The organism is Tepidanaerobacter sp. GT38 (assembly GCF_021991635.1).
Taxonomy (GTDB): Bacteria; Bacillota; Thermosediminibacteria; order Thermosediminibacterales; family Tepidanaerobacteraceae; genus DTU063.
The window spans coordinates 1-23489 of sequence record NZ_JAFFJA010000037.1; the positions used below are offsets into that span (position 1 = coordinate 1).

A 23489-nucleotide genomic window follows, 5' to 3' on the forward strand; every position below is an offset into this window, starting at 1 on the left:
TGATGGATATTATCAAGGGCTTATTCTCTCATGCTCGTTTTTTCTTTTGCTGTTAAATACAATATTTAATCAAATTTGTAACGTGTTTTGTTGTTTTTATTTTATGCCAAAGGTGACATTTTCACTGAATAAAAATCATGCCTTTTAGGTGACATTTTCAAAGATTATTGACAGAATCTTCTCATTTTTGTTCTTTAGTATATAGCCATCTAAAAGTTGTAGGATAATTGCCACGCAAAATGCTGCTATGGTATTATTTACGTACAGATTGATGTTAATACGCCATAGACGAAAACAGCTACGGAGGTAATAATAATGTTGGGTCTTGTGCTGGAAGGCGGTGGAGCCAGAGGAGCATATCAAATCGGAGCATGGAAAGCATTAAGAGAGCTTGGAATGGAGTTTAACGGCGTTGCAGGCACATCCGTTGGGGCTTTAAACGGTGCCATGATCTGTCAAGACGATTTTGATAAAGCATATGAAATCTGGCATAATATGTCTTTTGATAAAATCCTCAAAATCGATGATGAAATGATACCTAAAATAAAGGAGCTGGAGGTTTTCCCGGAAAGTTTCTTCCATTTAGTAAAGACTATTAGAGAGCTGTTTAAAGAAGGCGGTCTCAATGTAACTCCACTTCGCCAGCTATTAAGCAAGTTTATATATGAAGACAAAATTAGAAACTCTGGCAAAGACTTTGGCATTGTCACAGTATCATTAACAGGTTTTAAGCCACTAGAGCTTTATATAGAAGATATACCCAAAGGAATGATAGTAGATTACCTAATGGCCAGCGCCAATTTACCCTTTTTTAAATTAGAAAAAATAGACGGAAAGCTATATATTGACGGCGGTTTTTTTGACAATTTGCCCATTAAACTTTTAACGGCAAAGGGCTACAAAGACATAATAGCTATAAGACTGTATGGAATAGGGAGAACGCGCAGGATAAATAAAAACCGGCTAAATTTAATCACGATTAACCCCTCGGAGGATTTAGGCGGTACCCTGGACTTTTCAGCAGAAAGAGCCCAAAGAAATCTTAAGTTAGGCTATTATGACGCTCTAAGTACCATAAAAAAATACAGCGGCCGTTATTATTACATTATTGCAAATCAACCTGATGATTATTTTCTGCAATTTTTCCTTAATCTTAGCCAAGAGGGAGTGCAAAAGCTTGCCAAAATATTAGGGTTTCCAGACAACATCCCCTATAGGCGGCTTCTTTTTGAAAAAATCATTCCTCGACTTTCAGACATATTGGGATTGGTTCAAAGTACATCGTATAAAGACATATTTATTAGCCTTGTCGAAAAAGCGGCTTTGTACTGCAAAATAGATAAATTCAGGATATATGATTTCGACGAATTGTTGAATCTAGTGCTTCAAAACTACCATATAACTTCTGAGACTATTTCAGATAAAATCCCTCGCATCTTTAAACAATCCGAGATTGTGATTAAATCCGTAAAAGAGCAGCTGTTTCCTGAGATCGTCAGCGTGTTTGTAAGTGAACTAAAAAAATAAATAGTTGGGTATATTTATGATAGAGATATTCAGCTAAGTTTGTGAGCAAACTAATATAGAAATTGCCGATTTGCTGAAATTTATCTAATTACTTTGTCATATTTCCCGGGAAATTGCGATTAATTTTTTTGCTTACGATATGTTTTGACAAAAAAAGCTGTAAGAGTCTGCCCATTTTAATAAATGTTAGACTGCAAGACCACGTCAAGTAATCCATTATCGTTTAACCTGATTTTGATACTGCAACTTATTTTGGTATTTTTTTGATTTTATTTTAGAAATATGTTATTATATACGTATAATGATAATCATTACTATGAAGGGTGGGTAACAAGTGATATACGACGTAGCCGTAATAGGTGCAGGTCCGGCAGGGCTTGCGGCAGGTTTATATGCTGCCAGAGCTAAACTTTCCACAGTTGTTTTTGAAAAGATGTTTCCTGGAGGTCAAGCCGCTTTAACACATAAGATAGAGAATTATCCAGGTTTTCCTGAAGGCGTAAATGGTATGGAACTTACCGATGCTATGAAGCAGCAAGTTGAAAAGCTGGGAGCAGAATTTGTAAACGGCGATGTAGAAAAAATCGATAAAAACGGCGATTTGTTTACTGTTTTTTTGAAAGGCGAAAGCTTTAAAGCCAAAACAGTGATTTTGGCCACTGGCGCACAACCGCGCAAACTGGGAGTAAAGGGCGAAAAAGAATTTATAGGTCGCGGTATTTCCTATTGTGCCACTTGCGACGGTGCATTTTATAAAGATAAGCCTATAGCCATGGTAGGCGGCGGTGATACAGCAATACAGGAAGCTTTGTATTTAACGCGCTTTGCCAGCACCGTATATGTGATTCACCGACGCAATGAGCTGCGGGCCACTAAAATCCTTCAAGAACACGCCTTTAAAAATGAAAAGATTAAATTCATATGGGACTCAATTGTCAAAGAAATAAAAGGAAAAGATGGTGTTGAGGAAGTCGTATTTGAAAATGTTAAAAGCGGCAAGCAGGATTCTATATCAGTAGATGGCATATTTGTAGCTATTGGTTATACTCCTAACACTGAATTTGCCAAAGACTTGGTCCAGTTAGATGAACAAGGTTACATAATAACTGATGAACGCATGAAGACAAAAACACCGGGCCTTTTTGCTGCAGGAGACGTACGGCAAAAGCCTTTGAGGCAAGTTGTTACTGCAGTGGCAGATGGCGCTATTGCCGCTGTAGAAGCAGGAAAATTTCTTGAAAACAGTGAAGGGTAGCTAATTGCTACCCTTCACTGTTTTATTTGATTTTGAAGTCATGCCAAGATTCTTACTGTTGATTACCTGTAATTATTTTACAAAGTTCTTTTTGAAAAAGTTGTTTGTCCCCTTTTAATACGCGCATATTGTCCCCTGAGATTTCATCTATAACAGCAATTTCTCCTTCTACTCTTCCAAACTCAAATTTAATATCTACTAATTCCAATCCGAAGCGTCTGCATTCGTCCTCAACGATTTTTGTAACTTTTCTTGTGAGAAGTACGGCTTCTTCTACCTCTTCCTTAGTCATCAGCCCAAGTTTTACAAGGCTTTCCTCGTTTATAAGCGGGTCTCCTGCTTCATCGTCTTTCAGAGTTATTTCCACCAGATAGTCTAATGGTCTGCCTTCTTCTATATACTTCCCATATCTTCTTACATAACTGCCAGCAGCTTTAAGTCGGCAAATAAATTCCAAACCATAGCCGAAGGTTTCAGCCCTTTTTACCAACATGGTATTTGCATTAAGATCTGCATCGATAAAGTGTGTTTTGATCCCTTTTGCTCTTAAAATATCAAAAAAATATTTTGATAATTTGAGGGAGGCATTACCTTTGCCTTCAATTTTACCAATGACCTCATTGGCACCTGGGTCAACCACATCACCTGTTCCAGTCACATCATCCTTAAAGCGAAGCAATAAATTTCCGTCACCTGCATCAATTACAGTCTTTGTTTTACCTTCACGTATTATTTTCAAGCTCGTATCCTCCTTAACTTAAAATAAGTTTACACCAATGGCAATTGGCCATATATAATTAACTTTTTAAATGACTTTTCGACTCTTTTTTTAGAAAATTCCCCTTACTGGCTGAAGTTATATATACACCTAAAAAAACTAATATGCCTCCTATTAAAGTATACACATTCCAGGCCTCTTTTAAAAAAATTACACCGATGATTACTGCTATTACGGGATTTATATAATTAAACATGGCTGTCTGAGAAGCCCCTAATATCCTTATGCCTTTATACCACATATAATAGGAGTATACCGAGCAAAATAGAGCAAGGTAAATTACTGCAGCCCAAGTTGTAATTGACGCTGTCTTTACCGAAGCAACAAAGCCCGGAGCAAAGGCAAAGGGCAGCATAGTAATTGTCCCATATAAATATGCATATGCCATCACTACAAATGGATCGTATTTATCAACTACATCTTTACCTAAAACAGAAAAAAGCGCCCAAACTACTGAATTTAAAAGCATAAGCAAATCGCCAATAAGGGTGCCTCGTCCAATTGAAATTCCTTTACCACCAGTAAAAACTAAAAAGACTCCAAGAAAAGCCAGCAGTGCACCAAAAATGCCGCTATATGTCAATTCTTCCTGGCGAAATAACTTTGCGGATAAAAACATTGTGAAAATGGGGCTTGTGGCAATTAAAATTGAGGAGTTAACGGTAGTGGTCATATCAAGTCCTGTATGCTGAAGCAAAAAATAAATTGATACTCCTAACAATCCTAAAAGCCAAATACGCCTTTTGTCCTGTTTTTCTATAACATAATCTTTATAAAATAACTTTACCATGCAATAAAAAATTACAGAAGCGGCCATAAACCTTACAAGTGTAAGATGTAGGGGGGAAAATTCTTGAAGGCCGATTTTTGATGCAGCCCATGAGGTTCCCCAAAAAAAGGCAACTCCAAAAAGGCCTATATATACACGCAGGGTATCAGACATGGCAACACCTCATAAACTTATCTTTCAGATATATAATATAATACCATACTTTATCTCATTCGGGTATAGTAATTTTGCCTAAAAACGAAGATAACGGCAAATATTCCCCAAATCGTTCGTGTTTTATTTCCTTGCTGCTACTCATGCCAATATTCGAAGCAAATGCAAGTAGCAGGTCAAACTTTAGGGAACGTGCCGTTATCTTTGATATGTGATATTAGTTGAAAATCACAATTGATCTACGATAATCTCTGATATGTTTATTGGTTGTTTTAACATGTCGTTTTTCAGCAAGAAGTCTTGGGTTTTTTCAAGTTCCTCTATATCTTTTTCTGTGATTTCAGGGTTAAAATCATACCAGTCGTACATAGTGATTACATTCTCCTCAGATATTTCCGTTTCCTCAGCGGCCATTTTGTAAACCTCTTCGGGATTTTCCTTCATATATTGCAAACTCCTGTTGTGTACTTGCATATACCTTTTCACCAAATCAGGATGCTCTCTTAGAAAGTCTCCTCTTACTGCAATTACTATGGTAGCGTCTAATAAACCCTCACCGGTAGTAATTATTCGCCCACCAGCATCAATTGCCTGAGGCACTGCAGGGCCTGCCACAAGAGCTGCATCTACGTTGTCGGAGTTCATAGCTGCTACCGCCTGAGGAATGCTCATATTGATATATTCCACGTCTTCAATGCTCATTTGATTCCTGCTAAGTGCCTCAAGCAACAGTTGGTGCAGGATTGTGCCCTTAGGTCCTGCTATCTTCTTACCTTTTAGGTCGTTTATAGAGGTTATTCCATCATCTTTAGTCATTATGGTAAATGCTTTAGGGGCTCTGCTGTAAATGCCTATTATCTTTAGGTCTACACCATTTGCAGCAGCTAAAATGGCAGATGTGCCGCCTAATGCGTTGCAAAAGTCAAGAGAACCGGCAGCCAAAGCTTCGGTCATCTTAGGCCCCTCAGTAATTTCTGGGAAATTGACTTTTATGCCATCTTTTTCAAACTCTTCTTCAAAGAGTCTAAGTTTTTTCTCAACAATAGACGGCACATTCAGCGGCAGCTTTACATAAGAAATATTTATTTCGTCTACAGTTTTTTCAGAGGGTGTAGTAGTCTCATTGTCAGCTTTTTCCGCCGATGCAGAAGTTTTATCATTAGAACCCGTATTTTGGTTTGAGGCACACCCAGGCATTATGGATATGGTAATTAAAACTATCAAAAACAAAGCTAAAAATTTTTGTACACTGTATTTTTTCATTTTAACCTCTCCTTCACTTAAAGCTAATTTTTATATATTTTTAGTTGCCCTAATTCCCCATGATAGTCCTCAATATTTCCTGGCGATATTTAAAAAATCTTTCTGACTCAGGACTTCTGGGATAAGGCAGGTCTATAGGTATTTGTTTTTTTACACTTCCCTTTTCTAAGATTACCACTTTCTGTCCTAAAAGTATTGCTTCATCCACATCATGTGTAACAAAAATAACTGTCTTTTGCCTATTTGCGAAAAGGTTCACTATCTCTCGCTGCAAGTTCTGACGGGTAAAAGCATCTAATGCTCCAAGGGGTTCGTCCATTAAAATTATTTCAGGGTCATAGCACAGCGTCCTGCCCAGTGCTACTCTCTGGGCCATGCCGCCGGATATTTGGTTGGGATAAGCATCTTTAAATGCTTTAAGGCCTAACAACTCTAAATGTAAATCCACTTTGCGTTTTTTGACTTTGGGATTTTCATTTATTAAGCTAAATCCAATGTTTTCCTCCACTGTTAGCCATGGCATAAGCCGGGGCTCCTGAAACACCATGCTTATTTTGGGTTTTGAGATAATATCTTCGCCTTTAGTATAGTAAATTTGGCCTTGACTTTTTTCTTCTAAACCGCAAAGAATCCTAAGCAGTGTGGTTTTGCCGCTGCCGCTGCGTCCTACCACCGTTACAAAGCTGTTGTCATCAACTTCTAAATTGATGTCGGAGAGGGCGGTTATTTTACGGTCTTTGATGTAGTATGTCTTTGCGAGGTTTTCTATTCTAATTCCTGCCATGATTTTGCCCCCTCTTTATTCCAGCTAGATAATTTTGCAGTTAAGGAAAAAAACAATAAATCTATTACATAGCCCAGCATACCAATGGTAATAATGCCTACTATAATAATGTCAGGCCGCGAGAGTTGTTCTGCATCCATTATCATGTAGCCTATACCTGAAGATGCAGCTATTAGCTCTGCCCCAATCAGGGCTCGCCAACTGTAGCCAAGACCAAGCCTCATTCCCACCGTGACATAAGGTATTGCTGAAGGCAGGATAATTTTAAAAAACTTATCTTTTACACTAAATCCAAAGACATCACCTACCTCCAATAATCTATAGTCACAGTTTATAACACCGTTTAAGGTATTTAAAAATATGGGGAAGAAAGCCGCCAGTATAATAACGGCTATTTTAGAAGACTCCCCTATTCCCAGCCACAAAATCAGCATGGGAATACATGCTATTGGAGGAACGTGCCTGACAAATTCAATAATCAAAATTAAGTAGTCCTCCAAAGGCCTTATTATGCCTATCAAGACAGCAGTAGGAAATGCAAGAATAAAAGCCAATAAAAACCCGAAAAAAACCCTGTAGAGGCTTGACGCCACATGCTTAGCTAAGGTTCCTTTCTTAATTAACACAGCTGCCGTCTCAAATATTTCTTGGGGCGGTGGTATAATGTATGTGTTTAAAATGCCAGCGTTAGAAGTTAAATACCATATTGCAAAAATTGCTGCAGGCAGAAACAGGCTTTTTAACACTTTTTTAGCTTTTGTCATGTCTGCCTCCACTTGAAAGACCGCCCTCTCCCTGCTCAAACATGCATGTGGCCCGCTTTAGAATTCCTGCTGCATGAGCAAAAGCCATTCCGTAGTTTGTAATCGGCACATTCTGCTGCTCAGCCCTTATAATTCTGGATAACATTTGCTTCCTATTTAGCATACAAGCACCGCAATGGAGTATGAGCTTATAAGGCGTTAAATCCTCTGGAAAATCGGCTCCGGCTTTAATATCTATTTCCAGCTTCCCGCCGGCTTTTGCTTCCAAAAGAGCAGGCAGTTTCTGCCTTCCGATGTCGTTTTCCAAGGGATGGTGTGTGCATGCCTCTGCAATCAATACCCTATCCCCCGGTTTTAGCTTATCAATGGCATTGGCACCTTTTATAAAAGTACTAAGCTCTCCTTTATATCTTGACATGATTATGGAAAATGATGTCAATGGCACCTCTTCAGGAATCATCTGGCTTACACGGTTAAAAATTTGAGAATCGGTTATCACTAAATCAGGCTGTTTATTTAAGCTATTAAGTAGATCCTCAAGTTCAGTATCCTTTGCAACAAGAGCCATACAGTTGTGGTCAAGCAAATCGCGAATGGTCTGAACCTGAGGTAAAATCAGCCGATTTTTAGGGGCCTGGATATCTTGGGGAGCTACTAAAACCACCAGGGATTTTGGCTTTAAGATGTCTCCAATTAAAGCTGTAAGTTCAAAATTTGTAGGGGCGTTTTGGCTGATCATTTCTTTTAGCTTCCCAATATTGGTTCCCTCTTTGGCACTGACTTTTATAAACGGAAAATCAAAGTCTTTTGCAATCTCTTTAATGTCTATATCTTTTATATCTATTTTATTTACTACACCAATAATGGGAATTTTTCGTGCCTGAAGCTCTTTACTCCACTCTTTTTCTAAAGCAAAATCGGAATTTTCGGGAGAAAAGACCATAAGCGCCAAGTCTGTCTTGTCCATGACACCCAGTGTCTTTTTAACCCTCAGCTTTCCTAAATCACCGACATCGTCCAAACCTGCAGTATCTATAAATACAACGGGTCCCAGCGGTAAAAGTTCCATTGCTTTATATACCGGATCTGTAGTGGTCCCTGGATGTTCAGAAACCAGTGCCACTTCCTGACCGGTAATTGCATTTATAATGCTTGATTTGCCGGCATTTCTTCTGCCAAATACAGCTATATGAAGCCGGTTTGCCCTGGGAGTTTCATTCATGTCTTCATCACAACCTTTCAATGAACCTAATGGAATCTCCTCTGCCTTTAGCCACTTCTTTTCCCATGCTTTCGATAAACCTTTCCATTTCTGCTCTCTCTTCCCTTATGCTTTTTTCTACACCTAATGCCTTGGGATAAATCTCGTAAAGCCTTCGATATTTATAAGGCTCTAATTTTAACATTATTACATTTGCGCCTACATGAAATGCCTTTTGACCATCTTTCCCATTTAGAGTCCTAAGGGCCGTAGTTGCCGGCAGATGGGTCGTCTTCAAAATTAATCTACTTACAGCCAAGGCTTTTAGAGTCATCTCATTGCTCCCTGCCGGAGCATCTCTTAATGCCGTCCCCTTATGGGGGATAAAGGGCCCAATTCCTGCCATATCAACTTTCAATCTATTTAAAAACAGGATATCCTTTGCTATGTCCTTTGTAGTTTGGCCGGGAAGGCCTATCATAAATCCGCTGCCAGTTTGATATCCCAGTTGTTTCAGCTGTTTCAAACAAAGAATTCTGTTTCGTAATGTAGAATGAGGGTGAAGTTTTTCGTAGAGCTTCCGATTTATTGTCTCGTGTTTTAACAAAAACCTGTCTGCTCCATCTTCTTTCCACTGCCTGTAATCTTCATAATCTCTCTCACCCACACTCAAAGTCACAGCTACATCCCCAAGAGCTTTAATTCCCTTGATAATGTATGATATTTTTTCCTTCGTGTACCACAAATCTTCTCCTGACTGAAGCACGATAGTTTTATATCCTGCATCAATCGCCTCTTTGGCAGTTTGAATTATTTCATCAGGCTCCATGCGGTAGCGCGCAAGTTCCTTATTTTCCGCATTTAAGCCGCAATAGGCGCACCTTGCCCTGCAGTAATTTGAAAACTCAATTATGCCTCGAATATGAACTTGGTTTCCGTTATACTGTGTGTTGATTTTATCAGCCGCTTCAAAAATATAGGAAAGCTCCTGACCTTCAGCTCTAAGCAGCAGTTCAACTTCTTCCACATTAGGAAGGTATCCCTGGCTTATGTTTCGTACAAGTTGATAAATCTCCATAAAATCCCCCTTAAAAACAACAAACCCTCGGCAAAAAGCCGAGGTTACCGTGCTTGTTATGCATTTCACATTATGGGATAAAATAAAATATTTATCCTCACATAAAATGCACCTTTGGTCCTCCGCCCTTTTGCTCAGAAAAATCCTTGCAACTAGGCTCATATGGACTTTTGTATCCTCCGCATCGGATTTTCCAATACTTCGGATAAAGTTTCATGTATATTATATACCCAAATATGATATTGTCAATAGTGAATTTTATCACAAAAAACAGGCAGCCAAGGGTCTATGCTTTCCACTTCCCCTTTGCCGCCTGTTCTAAACCAGCTGACTGATGTGCATCATATTTTCAAAGGTGTCCACCGCATTCATGGTTCTGATGTAATTTTGGTTGGCCTTTGATTCCTACAGTGAAGATAATACTGCTGCCTTGCTTATAATTCCTTTTAGTTTGCCCTGGCTGTCCAGCACTGCCAGTGGGTATTTGGATTCGGCGGCAATGGATAAGATTTCGCTCAATATCGTGTCTTCATGGCAGGTGTAAACATCGGTTTTGATTAAGGAAGGCATGGGTAAGTTTTTATCCCGGGCCAGAATAGCGTCATCTATGGTTATTACACCCAGGAATTTCATTTTATCGTCTACCACATAAGCCGTTGATACATCATTGGCACCCATTTCACGTATTGCCTGACTCGGCATATCCTTGGGCTTAACCAGACACTTTGGCCGGATCATAACGTGCTTTGCCGTAAGAATTTGAGTTTTATCGGCACTTTCAATAAATTCCCGGACATAGTCATCTGCTGGGCGGGCGGACATCCTTTCAGGAGTGTCGATCTGTATGATTTTCCCGTCGCGCATTATGGCTACGGTATCCCCCAGCTTGAAGGCTTCATTGATATCATGGGTAATGAAAATAATTGTTTTTTCTAGTTTGCTCTGAATGGACAGCAGTTCAAACTGCATTTCCCGCCTTACCAATGGGTCTAGTGCGGAAAATGGTTCGTCCATCAAAAGCACGTCCGGATCGCTGGCGAGAGCCCTAGCCAAGCCCACGCGCTGCTTCATACCACCTGAAAGGTTGCTTATGGCCTGCTCTTCCCAGCCGTCAAGTCCCACCAGTGCAATCATCTCGCGGGCTTTGTTTTCCCGCAACTGGCGGGGGACATTTTTGACTTCAAGTCCATATGCCACATTGTTTAAAACATTCCGATGGGACATGAGGCCAAAGTTCTGGAACACCATAGAAATTTTATTGCGCCGATAATTCAGAATCTGCTGTTTACTGAATTTTTGGATATCTTCGCCTTCAAAGTAAATTTTGCCGGAAGTGGGCTTTGTAAGCAGATTCAGACACCTGATGAGGGTAGATTTGCCCGAGCCAGACAGGCCGATAATGACAAAGATTTTGCCCCGCTCCACCTCAAAGGATACATCCCAAAGGGCTACAGTCACTCCAGTCTTTTTATAAACCGTATCCTTATCGGCGCCCCTTTTCATGAGCTCCGTAGCTTCAGCTTTATTCTTACCGTATAATTTGCACAGATTCTCCACTTTTATGATGACATCCTTACTCATTCGGCATCCTCTCCCTGTCGCCCACAAGGCCCTGAGTGATGCGATCGAGAATAACGGCAATAAAGACAATGGAGATGCCAGGCATTAAGGCTTTTCCCATTTCCGTGCGGTTTGTGGCTACCAGTATTTCCATACCCAGCCCTTCGGCGCCGATTATGGCACAGGTAACCACCATGGACATGGCCATCATAATTGTCTGGTTGACTCCCGTCATAATCGTGGGCAAAGCCTGAGGAATTTGCACTTTGACTAAGGTTTGCAGAGTGGTGGAGCCAAAGGCAGTTGCCGCTTCTAGCACTTCCTTGTCCACCTGATCGATACCGTGACTTGTTAGGCGTATCATCGGCACGATTGCATATATTGTGGTAGCCATCAGAGCGGGTGTGATGCCGACACCGAAAAGCATAACTGCTGGGATTAGATAGACAAAAGTTGGCATGGTCTGCATTAAATCCAGAATGGGTCTAACTATTCTCTCCGCATCTTTTTTTAATGCTAAGAGTATACCTATCGGGAAACCCAGAAGCACAGAAAGAACAACCGAAGCTATGATGATGCTCAGGGTTTGCAGCATATGGTCCCATAAACCGGCGCTACCAATGAAAAAAAGCATGGCGCCATATAGTATGCCTACATGCTTTTTTCTGCTGACGCGACAACCTATTAATACAATGATTAATATAAAAAGCCACCAAGGGATAAAAGACAGAAAGTCCTTTATCCCATGAATGGAGAATACGACACCTTTCTTTATAATATTAAAAAATTCTCTGTGGTTTCTGCTAAAAGCTTTAATCCCGTTGTCTATGACATCATTTACATCAAATTGCCAGGCATCGGGAAATTTCAGTAAATAGTCCTTCAAATAAAGCTCACCTCTTTCCACGACTGATCGCTTTAACTGCTTTGAAGACTATTTAAGTAAGCTCTCATTTTCTCCGCGTTTTCCACTGGCAACCACTCATCAAGTAAATAGTCATACTCCTTTAACAGCCAAATGGCCGTCTCTCTATGGCTGGCACCGGTTTCGATCAAATGTGCCAGGCCCTTACTTATCAGTTCACTGCCCGTCCTGTACTTTTTAAAGAAATCAACCAGCTCGGGTGCCCTTTCAGGGAATTTACTGCTGCTGACAATCTTTAATTGTTGTGCAGGAAAACTGCATTTACCTTCCAAATATAGCTCAGGATCATAAGGAGCATCTTCCAACAGCACCAGGTCCAATTTTCCCGTAATCCATGTTGGTTCATAGCAGTAACCCACCCATGGTTCACCTAGGTTGTATGCGCTTTCTAAGGAAGCAAACAGCGTGGCTTCACTGCCCAAACGCACATAGTTATAATATTTGTCCAAGCCGTAATACTGATATTTTTTGTATAAAATTTCATCGGCCATCCACCCAGGAATGGAACCGTAAATACGCCCCTTGCCAGGCTCTTCATCATCCGGGAACACGTGTGGGTATTTCTTCAGGTCTTCCACCGTCTTTAAGTCGGGTGCCATGGGCTCGATACCCCGCTCCCCGTCGCCTTCAATTACATAACGTGGAACATATAAACCCTGAGCGCTGTCTGGCACAAGCACACCTAAGTCGATGATATATCCGTTTGCCTTATCTTCCTCGTATGTAGCCACATTGTCAGTCCAGCTTTCAATATCCAGGTCTATATCACCGGCAGTAAGTGCCTGCCAGTTCATTGTAGATGATGCTGTGGAAACTTCAAATTCATATCCCTCATAAGCATGTTCTACAATCAGCTCTGCTATGGCGTTGTGAAGTTTTTGGCTGTCCCAGCCATTGTCTGTTGCTACAATTGTGACGGGGGCGTTACTGCTTTTGCTAGAACCGCTACCGCACCCACCTACGGTAAGCAGGCAAAATACAGCCGTCAACAGCAAAATACCGATTCGCTTCATTGACATCTCCCCCTTTATTTAAATTTTTGGCAACAAAGTTATGTTAACATAATATGGAGCTATGGTCAAACGCTATTATCAGTGATTTCTGACAATTCCAAGTCGTAAACCTTGACCTTCCTGGTTTTGCCGGTTTATTTGGATAATCCCTGGATTTAACGGAAAGAACTGAAATTTTAACTGGAAATGTTATATTTGGGCTAGAGTTTGTTATTAAGGTCAACTTGCTTAATAAAACATCAAAAAGGGGAATACCTCTGATATATCTCCGTTTGTCTGTTAAACCGCAGATCTTAACTTTTGATAAGTCTCAACCAGCATGTATTCCATAAGGGCAATTCTGAACTGTTCATCATCTAAAACACGAGTAAAGAAGGCCTTATTTTGATCCATCCTGTCCACAACTTTGTTTATAAAAACTTTCTCAAAGGCTAATTTAAAATCTTCAATTGTATTTGTTTTAGCCTTTTGAACCAAATCTTCATCAGCAGCAAAATCTTCTTTTATTTGTTCAACAGATAACTGGTCAGATTTTGTGAAACTAGTTCCAAACCTTTTGTTTAGCCTCTCGATAATTGTGGAAAGGTATTCTTTCTGTTCCTCCTTTATTGTCGTTCCTGCAAATTTAACTGGTGCAACGGGCACATTTTCATAGTCAGGAGTCAAGGAAACGCTTCCTTCAAATGTCTTCTTGATGGTATAGTATTCTAAAGCAACTTCATCCGCCAGATGGATAGAGGAGCCTTTTTCTCTCGGCAATTTTTTAAGCAAATATGTTAAATATACATATAACTTATGAAGTTCAACATCTTCGAATGGTGTAATTTGTAGTATGAATGAATAAAGGCGTATAAATTTAGTTCCTTGACTAGTAAAGTCCTGCTTCCACTTATCTTCCATTTTTTTGAATCTCTCTACTGCTGCATCTATTAAATGATTTAATATGGCCCTGTCTCTGGAAGTCTTCTTGTCTTTTGGTTTAAAGTAAATAGCATTAAATCGGTCTAATTCGTCTTTTAAATATACACCGTAAGCATGTAACTGATTTTGAATATCATAGAGAAGATTCGGTTCCGTTACTTCCTCTACAATAGTTGCCTGATAATAAGGCTTGAAAGCTTCTTGAATATCTTCTGCCTTATTTACAAAATCCAGAATAAATGTATCCTCTTTTCCTGGACAGGTCCTGTTTAGCCTTGATAGAGTTTGCACTGCTTTGACCCCTGATAATTTTTTGTCTACATACATGGTATGTAAAAGAGGCTGGTCAAAGCCTGTTTGGTACTTTTCCGCAACTAACAGTACTTGATACTCATCAGTAGCAAAGCGCTCCGGAAGTTCTGACTCCTTAAATTTATTCATACTGCTTTCTGTATACTCTAGCCCATCATCCTTCACTGTTCCGGTAAATGCGACCAGAGTTTTCATATCCTTATAACCTTTTTTCTTAATATATTCATCAAAGGCAAGTTTATAGCGTACGGCATGAAGTCTGGAACTTGTTACAACCATCGCCTTGGCTCTGCCACCTATTTTATGCCTGGTTACATTTCTAAAGTGCTCCACCATTATTTCAGTCTTTTGGGCAATATTATGGGGATGAAGGCTGACGTATCTCGTAAGAGCCTTTGTAGCCTTGGCCTTATCAAAAGCAGGGTCATCCTCAATCTTTTTTGCCAACTTAAAATAGGTTTCATAAGTAACATAATTTCGCAGTACATCTAATATAAATCCTTCTTCAATAGCCTGCCTCATAGAATATAAATGGAAGGGATGGGGTAGGCCATCTTCTCCTTTAGTTCCAAACATTTCAAGAGTTTTAGCTTTAGGCGTGGCAGTAAAAGCAAAAAAACTAATATTGGGTTGTTTTCCTCTTTTCTTTATTGTTTTTAAAATTTCCTCCTCAGGGTCATACTCCTTGCCTTCTAGCTCCGCATCTAATTTCGCTGCTTCCTCTAAACTATTTGCCGATAAAACTTCTCTCAATGAAGCCATATTTTCCCCCGCGCTGCTGGAGTGAGCCTCATCTATGATAACTGCGTACTTACGCTTTTCTAACTCTCCAACCTTTTCAATGATAAAGGGAAACTTCTGAAGAGTTGAGACAATTATTCTTGTGCCGCTTTTCAAGGCCTCCGCCAACTGATTCGAATCTTTATCTATCTTTTCAACAACGCCATGTTTATGTTCCAACTGATAAATGCTATCCTGTAATTGTCTATCTAAAACTCTCCTGTCCGTAATCACAATCACCGAATCAAAAACTGGATTGTCGTTGCTATCATGAAGATTAGCTAGTCTATGGGCAAGCCATGATATAGAATAGGTTTTCCCAGAACCAGCACTATGCTGTATTAGATAGTTTGTTCCTGCTCCTTTTTCCCTGGCATCTGCCTCCAGTTTTCTTACCACATCTAACTGGTGAAATCTCGGGAAGATAACAGTCTCAGAAATATAAACGTTTCCGTCAATATCTTTCTTTTCTTGGGTCTCTACAAAGACAAATCTTTTTATTATATCAATCAAGCTATCTTTTTGCAGTATCTCTTCCCAAAGGTAAGCGGTTTTATATCCATTGGGATTCTCAGGGTTACCTTTGCCCCCCTCGCAGCCTTTATTAAATGGCAGGAAGAAGGTTTTTTCTCCTGCTATCTTGGTGGTCATATAAATTTCCTCAGTATCCACAGCAAAGAACACTATGGCTCTTTTTTTAAATTGGAACAATAATTCATTTGGGCTTCTATCTTTCTTATACTGCATAATTGCATCTTCGTATGTTTGACCCGTAATGGGGTTTTTGAGTTCTATCACAGCAACTGGAAGCCCGTTCACACAGATAAGCATATCAATGCTCTTATCATTTTTTGTACTGTAGCGAACCTGCCTTGTGACGGATATTCTATTTTTCTCATACAGCTTAACCATTTCTTCATTTAATTTGCTGGCTGGTTTAAAATATGCAAGGTCCAGATAAACACCATAGTCTTTGATCCCATGTCTTAAAACATCAATCATGCCTCGATTATTTAGTTCCCTATTTAATCGGCTTAAAATTTTAAATTGATACTGGTCTTTATAAATATCTCTTAACCTTTCCATTTTCTCAGGCTGGGTATCTTCCAGAAATTCAAATAGAAGTTTGGTATCGATAGCAAATTCTTTGTTATAGTCATCTGGATTACCCTTAATATATCCTGATTTAATAAGGTGTTCTTCTACATATTCCTCAAAGCCTATTTCCCTAAGTTCCTCCGGAGTTCTAGCCACTTCCCCCACCCCTTTATTAACTATTTGCTAATAAATCAATTTTATTTACATCCCATATATTTTTGCATATCTCTTTATAGAGGGACTGCCTCTCTATTAATGCCTTTTTATCAAACTGATCATATGGCTTAAAGGGTAATTGTGTTTCGTTCATAAAGCGTAAAAATAGTGGATTATTACTATAGCAATTCTTATTTAATGTCCTAGCCAATAGGTTTTCACTATCATACTTAATTACTTTCTTACTATATTCCATATCCTGTAAACTTCTGTTTTTATCTTTAGGAAGTATTAGTAGACCTCCAAATCTATTTCTAAACTGTTTAAATTCTTCTTCCGTTGAGAAATCCTGTTGATGGTTCCCCTGAGTATAGTCATCAGCCCAAATATGTTCAATATCATAAGGATTTTTTTGCTCTCTATTCACATAGTCGGCAAAATTACTGTTGATACCACTTTGTTCCTCTATGTAATGTGTCATTCTTGCAAGAATATGAAGCATGTATCTTTTTGTGAACTGATTTAAATAAAAACCATCAATACCTTCAAGAGTCAAGTCCATACTATTTATATAGCCCTTTAATATTTCCGCTAATTGATTAATATCCTTATTACGTATCATTTTTGTTATATTAAATACTGTATATCTAATAGATGAATAATCAACTGTCTTGAAATTAAAAACTCTTATGGATATAAATTGATCAATAAAGCAAGAAACCATTTTAATCTTCTTATCAATGATGTCTCGTGTATCATCACTTCTTATAGCAGATAGTATAATCTGATACTGTAGTGTAAATCCTCTGTCTGCATTATAAAATACATACTCATATTCTTTATTAAAGTTACGTGAATAATCCTTTAAACGTATGTAGATATCTGAATACATATTAAATCTTTTCAATATAAAATTCTCAAAGTCTATACTGCTATTTAAACCTATAATAGACCTATTTTCTTGGACCCATTTATGAAATGTTGTACCTATGTTATCAAAATCCTTGTTTTCTGCATCTTTCTTACCTTCTCTAATAGTTTGTGCATACTGTGCTCTTAACCAATTCTTTATAAAGTCTGCATCACCGTCTTTTTCCATATCTTTCAATTGTACTACTTTACTCTTCCATAAATCATTCGCCTTATTTCTAATAGTGTTGTCATCAATCATGGAAAGAAGGTAGCCTTTTAACATCTCTGTAGGAGTAAGTCGCAGCCCTCTATCATTCATAGTTACAAACACTTTATGGGCATCCTGCTCTGAATCAGTCCGTATCTGTACTAAAGATACATTATCAATTAACCATTCAATAAATACCGGAAGAGGGTCCCCTTTTAATTCATCCGGAAAAATCCGCTCAATATCTTTATAACGATTATAAAGATTTCTAACACTCTCTGATTGCTCATTGGTAATATCATAATCACCTGTTTCAAATAAAGATGCTAAACACTCCTCCCTTTCAGGAACATTAATACAAAATGTCTTTTGTCCATACATTTCAGAATAGATATAGTTATCAATATTGACTTTAGGTAAATTCGCCTGCTGTTTCTGTAGATTATTTAGATAAATAAGAAGCAGTGTTAATGATGACAATCTCTGCTGTCCATCTATAATTGCATTGTCATTGGTAAGGATAATGGGACCGAGAAAGTAATTTCCATAATTCCTTACATCAATCTGCCTGTCACCTTCTTTATAGAACTCAAAAAACTCATTGGTTAAATCCTCTATCAACTCTTCAATCTGTTTTGTTCCCCAATTATATTCTCGCTGATAGTATTGAACCGTATATTTGTTATTCAGCAATGTGCGTAAATTTACTGCATGGGCTGTTATCTTATTCATTTCTAAAAATCACCTCATTCTTTTTCTGAAATTCTCTTACATCAATTTTACCTGTTACTGCTTCTGATATAAGGGATTGGCGGTATTCTTTTAGTTTTTGGATTTGTGTTTGTATATCATTTACCAATTGGTCAATCTGTGTAGTGCAATTGTCAAGATACTCGACAATATACTTTTGCTCATCTTTATTTGGTATTGCACATTCTAAAGCACCGATGTCAGAAGCATTAATAGCAGGATAACTAACTCCTACTGACCTACGAACAATCTCATTAACGTATTTTTCTGACCTCATTAAATAAAATAAGTATTTCGGAACAACCTTTGATAGGGGAGTTAAAACTGCAAATCCTGTCGAACATATTAGGTTTGATTGAACATTTTCGATAAAGGCTATTGCTTTCAAATATGTACGAACTGTAGATACTATGGTATCCCCCTTAGATAAAATTCTCCTTGCTCTACTAGGTGCATCTTTAAAATTCAACCTTTGAATGCCATCAATTTCACCTATTGATGTCACACTACTTATGTCAATATAATCTATTTCATAGTCATCATCCGTACTTTCGCTTAATGTTTTATTATTAATTAATGATACATACTTTATCTTGGAAAGAATCCAATGCTCTGGTATCTCCCCTATCCACTCAATACCTGAATCCTTCATTCTAACATTTGGGTTGAGACCTTTCGTAACTGCTTCGGTTATAATAGCCTGCCGCTTTTCCTGCAAAAGTTCAATCAATTTTTCTTTATCAGCAATTAAGGCATCTATTTCAGCAGTTTTTTGGTCAAGGAAATTGGCAATGGCTTTTTGTTCATTTAGTGGTGGATATATAACTCTTTCTTCAAAGTAATAATTAGTATCTAAGTTTTGAATGCCTGTAGTCTGTTTAATTGACCTTACATTTAATCTAACTGAATACATTGCTGAATGAACATATTTATAAAAGCCTGAATATGCTTTTTCTTCTTTTAATTCCATCCTAGCAATGAAATTTGCATAAACTGCAGGAATATTATGTTTAAATATTGTAACAAAGCCAACTGGTTGTTTTTCTCCTCCACCTGATTTTTCAATTAATAAATCTCCATATTTTAGTAAATACATCTTTTGCTTAGAGGCAGGAATATTCCTAATTGTAATGTCGTTTACTTCAATCTCCATATTTATTCTATTAAAATCTGTAACACGTATACAAGCAACATCGTTATTATCACCTTGTGGTTCATCCCCCCATATTCCATTTCTACAAGATTTAATAGAATTTTTTAGTCGACCAATTTCCCAATGCTCCGGTATCTCCCCTAACCACTCAACCCCTGAATCCTTATACCTTTCATACCTTTTATATTTACTCATTCACCCATCACCTTCTTCAACTTCTCTGAGATGCTCTTTTCAAGTTCCATAATCTCTTTCATAATTTCTTCAGAAGGTCTCAGGGGCTGGTATTTATAAAAATGCCTTGTGAAAGGTATTTCATATCCAATTTTAGTTTTGCTTTCATCTATCCATGCATCAGGAACATGAGGCTTTACTTCCCGTTCAAAGTATTCATGAATATCTTCTTTTAAGGGCACATTTTCAGTATCCCTCAAGTCTGGGTCTGGTTCCGGGTTACCCTTATTGTCTATACAAATATCTGCTGTTTCATCTCTTTCAGACAGGGCAGAGAGGATAGCCTTTAAAAGGGGGCTATTCAAATTAATGCCTGCTGTTTTAAAAGTCTTTTTAAGTACTTTGGTAAATTCATCTCTGTTTTTATACACTATGGTGGAATCCATTGTTTTTAAGGTATCTATTATTTGCTGCTGCAGTTTTTTCCCCTCTTCTATTTCTTTAAGCCCTGCAGTTCCCTTTTTCTTTGACTTTGCAAGATTATTAAAGGCTGTTTCATTATATAAATTATTAATCCTTTCTTCAGTCACCTGGAAATTAAGTCTCAAGGGCCTTTCCACAACTATTTTCTGATATCCGAAATCTTCATTATCAAAAATCTTGCAGTATTCATTCTCTTTAAACTCACCATATATCCTGGTGATTTCTTTAATTTGCTCTTCAGTGATTTCATTTCTCTTGTTACCAAGACTTTTCCTCATTTTTTGATAGAAATCCACCGCATTGACTAACTGTATTTTACCCGTCCTTACAGGCCCCTTCTTTGGATCATTATTTTTTCGATTGGTAACTATCCAGATATAGGTAGAAATACCCGTGTTATAGAATAACTGGTCAGGCAGTGCGATAATACCTTCCAGCATGTCATTTTCAATTATCCAGCGCCTTATTTCCGATTCTCCTGAACCTGCATCACCGGTAAATAAAGGAGAGCCGTTAAAGATGATAGCTATACGGCTACCTTTTTCGTCCTGCCTCATTTTAGATATCAAGTGCTGCAGGAACAAAAGGGACCCATCTGATATTCTGGGAAGGCCTGCCCCAAATCTACCGTTAAATCCTTCTCTTTCATGTTCTTCGCGAATGAACTTTTCTGCTTTTTTCCATTCCACACCAAAAGGAGGATTCGTAAGCATGTACCTGAAGGTCTTTTCACGATGTCCATCTTCAGTAAAACTGTCTCCTAAAACAATGTTGTCTGCATTTTGGCCTTTGATAAGCATGTCGGATTTGCAGATGCTATATGATTGAGGATTTATTTCCTGACCAAATAATTCTACCTGAATCCCAGGATTTAATTCACGCATGTAATTCTCTGCCACGGAAAGCATGCCTCCGGTACCGGCACAGCAGTCGTAGACAGTCACAACAAGGCCTGGCTGGGTTAATTCCTCATTATCTTCATTCAGAAGAATATTTACCATTAATCTTATAACTTCACGAGGAGTATAGTGGTCACCCGCTTCCCCATGTTCGGAAAACCTTCTTATCAATTCTTCAAATATATAACCCATTTCGATATTGCTTACTTTGTCGGGATGTAAATCTATTTTATTAAACTCAGATACGACAAGATAGAGGAGATTGTTTTCATTGAGTTTTGTAATCTCCTTGTCAAAATCAAAATGTTCTATGATTTCCCTGACATTTTTAGAAAAGCCATTAATATAGTCTCTTAAATTGCTAGCGATATTATCTGGGTCAGCTAATAATTTTTCAAAATCATATTTACTGGTATTATTGAACTCCTGCTTTGAGATTCTATTTAAAACGGGGTCCATATTTTGAAGCCCTGATTTCTTTAATTCCTCATACTTTTTTAATACTTCCTGCTTGGTTTCTGCAAGCACACAGTCAAAACGTCTTAGCACAGCCATTGGCAATATTACATTTCCATACTGTTCTTTTCTGTATGGCCCTCTCAAAAGTTCAGCTATGCTCCAGATAAAGTTAACTTTTTCTTGAAAGTTATTCAATGTTGTCACTCCTATGAAATTTGATGCATTTATTTTTTGAATATTTTTGTGTTCTTTAAGTCTTATAATATTAATTATACAATTAAAACAAAATATTTCCTGCTGCTGATTAATCACAGGAATCATTTTTGACCAAATTATTAAAATAATTATTATTAAACTTGTTATAAGATTAAGTGACTTTTGCATACATAAAACGCCAAAGGTAATTAACCTATTTTGAAATCTAACTTTAACCTAATTTATCACCCTTTTTCACAGGCTGTTCAGGTTGAATTAATACTACCCCTTGCTCAGCATATACTCCAAGTATTAGCACTTCCGATATAAAGTCAGCAATTTGCTTTGGTGGGAAGTTCACAACTCCAAGCACTTGCCTCCCAATTAGGTCTTCTTTTTTATAACAGGCAGTAATTTGAGCGCTAGATTTCTTTATACCTATTTCATCGCCAAAATCCACCCATAGTTTATAAGCAGGCTTCTTGGCTTTTTCAAAAGACTCTGCTTTTATGATTTCTCCTACTCTAATATCCAGTTTCAGGAAATCTTCAAAAGTTGCCATAACAAAATCAATCCTCCTGCATATCTTACTAAAACATTTCCTATTCCGTTTTACTGTGCAAAATATTATATCATTATTATTAATAATTTACTAAAAATAAATATCATTATATGGTGTTTTCAGTCAATACCAATGGCGTTGTAAAGGTTTTACTTTGGAATATATTTAACGTCGGCATATTTATTAAAGGCTTGTTTAGGCGTTAAGTTTCTAAACTTTTTTCTCACTTTTGTATGCTCCTTTCTTTAATTGATTTTCATTAAATAAATATCCGCCGGAGGGCCAAAATGTAAACCTATAAAAAATAAAACCGCCAAAGGTTTTTATACCTATGACGGTTTTGTAAACTCGTAAACAAACTTTGTAAGTTTGAACAAACTCGTGTGTAATGAAACACAAATCCTACCTCTTTGAGAATTGTGGAGCGCGACGTGCTTTTTTGAGACCGTATTTCTTTCTTTCCTTCATGCGAGGATCTCTTGTTAAAAAGCCTTCTTTTTTAAGAACTGGCCTGAAGTCGCCATCAATCTTTAAAAGAGCGCGAGCTATTCCATGGCGAATGGCACCGGCCTGACCAGTAAACCCACCGCCTTTAACGTTTACGATTACATCAAATTTATCTAAAGCATTTAATTTTTCAAGAGGCCTTTTTACTTCAGCTCTTAAGGTCTCAAGGCCAAAGTAATCATCCAGTGGTCTTTTGTTGACAACGATTTTCCCACTGCCTGGCATTATCCATACTTTAGCGACGGAAGTTTTTCTTCTCCCGGTTGCAAGCACTGCCTGTTTCATTTCTCTCCTCCTTTCTCTTACTTGTCAAAACTTAGTGTCTGGGGTTTTTGAGCCTCATGGGGGTGCTCCGAGCCCTTATATATTTTTAACTTCTTAATCATTTTGCGCCCTAATCTGTTGTGTGGCAGCATGCCCCAAACGGCTTTATAGACCACCTTTTCCGGGCTTTTCTTCATAAAGTCTCTAAAGTTAATTGCTTTTATACCGCCTGGATAGCCAGTGTGGTGGTAATAAATTTTATTGTCCATCTTCTTTCCTGTAACAACAACTTTATCAGCATTAACAATAATTACGTAATCGCCCGTATCCACATGGGGGGTATATATGGGTTTGTGCTTGCCCCTTAAAATCATGGCTACTTTTGTTGCGAGTCTCCCTAAAGGTTTGCCTGCAGCGTCAATTACATACCAATCTCTTTTTACTTCTTCCTTCTTTGCCATGAATGAACTCATTGTTTTCCCTCCTTTTTGCATAAAGTTATTGTATAATAGGCAATTTTGTGTGTCAAGCATTGTTAATTGCGGGGATTGATGTGTTTTAAATT

At 38.1% G+C, this 23489-nt stretch carries 19 protein-coding genes; 2 read left to right on the top strand and 17 right to left on the bottom strand.

What is annotated here, in order from left to right; translation table 11 throughout:
• Window positions 1-315: 315 nt before the first annotated feature.
• Together JT739_RS06315 and trxB are read left to right on the top strand one after the other, a co-directional pair.
• Entirely contained in the window at window positions 316-1527 is a 1212-nt protein-coding gene (locus tag JT739_RS06315; RefSeq protein ID WP_237660265.1) for a patatin-like phospholipase family protein, read from the top strand.
• 337 nt (window positions 1528-1864) lie between these two features.
• Window positions 1865-2782, top strand: coding sequence for a thioredoxin-disulfide reductase (gene trxB, locus JT739_RS06320; RefSeq protein WP_370642589.1), 918 nt, complete (start codon window positions 1865-1867; stop codon window positions 2780-2782).
• Window positions 2783-2834: 52 nt separating this feature from the next.
• On the opposite strand, the gene JT739_RS06325 is transcribed toward trxB, so the two are convergent.
• The 17 genes from JT739_RS06325 to rplM form a co-directional block, all read right to left on the bottom strand.
• Window positions 2835-3521, bottom strand: a complete 687-nt coding sequence (locus JT739_RS06325) for a phosphoribosylaminoimidazolesuccinocarboxamide synthase (protein WP_237660267.1) — start codon at window positions 3519-3521, stop codon at window positions 2835-2837.
• A gap of 58 nt (window positions 3522-3579) precedes the next feature.
• Entirely contained in the window at window positions 3580-4503 is a 924-nt protein-coding gene (locus JT739_RS06330) for a DMT family transporter (protein WP_237660268.1), read from the bottom strand.
• A gap of 228 nt (window positions 4504-4731) precedes the next feature.
• Window positions 4732-5766 carry an NrtA/SsuA/CpmA family ABC transporter substrate-binding protein gene (locus tag JT739_RS06335; protein WP_237660269.1) on the bottom strand — a complete coding sequence of 345 codons (1035 nt, stop codon included), beginning with the start codon at window positions 5764-5766 and terminating at the stop codon, window positions 4732-4734.
• Window positions 5767-5815: 49 nt separating this feature from the next.
• Window positions 5816-6550, bottom strand: a complete 735-nt coding sequence (locus tag JT739_RS06340) for an ABC transporter ATP-binding protein (RefSeq protein WP_237660270.1) — start codon at window positions 6548-6550, stop codon at window positions 5816-5818.
• Window positions 6532-7314 (bottom strand): ABC transporter permease, encoded by a 783-nt coding sequence (locus JT739_RS06345; protein WP_237660271.1) that lies wholly within the window; start codon window positions 7312-7314, stop codon window positions 6532-6534. Before JT739_RS06345 ends, JT739_RS06340 begins: the two co-directional genes overlap by 19 nt.
• On the bottom strand, window positions 7301-8536 hold the full coding sequence (hydF, locus tag JT739_RS06350) for a [FeFe] hydrogenase H-cluster maturation GTPase HydF (RefSeq protein ID WP_370642590.1): 1236 nt from the start codon (window positions 8534-8536) through the stop codon (window positions 7301-7303). Before hydF ends, JT739_RS06345 begins: the two co-directional genes overlap by 14 nt.
• 7 nt (window positions 8537-8543) lie before the next feature.
• Window positions 8544-9593, bottom strand: coding sequence for a [FeFe] hydrogenase H-cluster radical SAM maturase HydE (gene hydE / locus JT739_RS06355; protein ID WP_237660273.1), 1050 nt, complete (start codon window positions 9591-9593; stop codon window positions 8544-8546).
• A gap of 405 nt (window positions 9594-9998) precedes the next feature.
• A complete protein-coding gene (locus JT739_RS06360) occupies window positions 9999-11174 on the bottom strand; it encodes a glycine betaine/L-proline ABC transporter ATP-binding protein (RefSeq protein ID WP_237660274.1) in 1176 nt (391 codons plus the stop codon).
• Entirely contained in the window at window positions 11167-12039 is an 873-nt protein-coding gene (locus JT739_RS06365; RefSeq protein ID WP_237660275.1) for a proline/glycine betaine ABC transporter permease, read from the bottom strand. Before JT739_RS06365 ends, JT739_RS06360 begins: the two co-directional genes overlap by 8 nt.
• A 32-nt stretch (window positions 12040-12071) precedes the next feature.
• A complete protein-coding gene (locus tag JT739_RS06370; RefSeq protein ID WP_237660276.1) occupies window positions 12072-13091 on the bottom strand; it encodes a glycine betaine ABC transporter substrate-binding protein in 1020 nt (339 codons plus the stop codon).
• A 279-nt stretch (window positions 13092-13370) separates the two neighbouring features.
• Window positions 13371-16358: a type I restriction endonuclease gene (locus tag JT739_RS06375; protein WP_237660277.1), complete on the bottom strand. Its 2988-nt coding sequence runs from the start codon at window positions 16356-16358 to the stop codon at window positions 13371-13373.
• A 16-nt stretch (window positions 16359-16374) separates the two neighbouring features.
• Window positions 16375-18210, bottom strand: a complete 1836-nt coding sequence (locus tag JT739_RS06380; RefSeq protein ID WP_237660278.1) for a DUF262 domain-containing protein — start codon at window positions 18208-18210, stop codon at window positions 16375-16377.
• Window positions 18203-19576: a restriction endonuclease subunit S gene (locus JT739_RS06385; protein WP_237660279.1), complete on the bottom strand. Its 1374-nt coding sequence runs from the start codon at window positions 19574-19576 to the stop codon at window positions 18203-18205. Before JT739_RS06385 ends, JT739_RS06380 begins: the two co-directional genes overlap by 8 nt.
• Window positions 19573-21591 (bottom strand): class I SAM-dependent DNA methyltransferase, encoded by a 2019-nt coding sequence (locus tag JT739_RS06390; RefSeq protein WP_237660280.1) that lies wholly within the window; start codon window positions 21589-21591, stop codon window positions 19573-19575. The genes JT739_RS06385 and JT739_RS06390 overlap by 4 nt, the downstream gene beginning before the upstream one ends.
• Window positions 21592-21823: 232 nt before the next feature.
• On the bottom strand, window positions 21824-22153 hold the full coding sequence (locus JT739_RS06395) for a tRNA-binding protein (RefSeq protein ID WP_237660281.1): 330 nt from the start codon (window positions 22151-22153) through the stop codon (window positions 21824-21826).
• 402 nt (window positions 22154-22555) lie between these two features.
• Entirely contained in the window at window positions 22556-22945 is a 390-nt protein-coding gene (gene rpsI, locus JT739_RS06400) for a 30S ribosomal protein S9 (RefSeq protein WP_237660282.1), read from the bottom strand.
• A gap of 17 nt (window positions 22946-22962) precedes the next feature.
• A complete protein-coding gene (gene rplM, locus JT739_RS06405; RefSeq protein WP_237660283.1) occupies window positions 22963-23397 on the bottom strand; it encodes a 50S ribosomal protein L13 in 435 nt (144 codons plus the stop codon).
• Window positions 23398-23489: the final 92 nt, after the last annotated feature.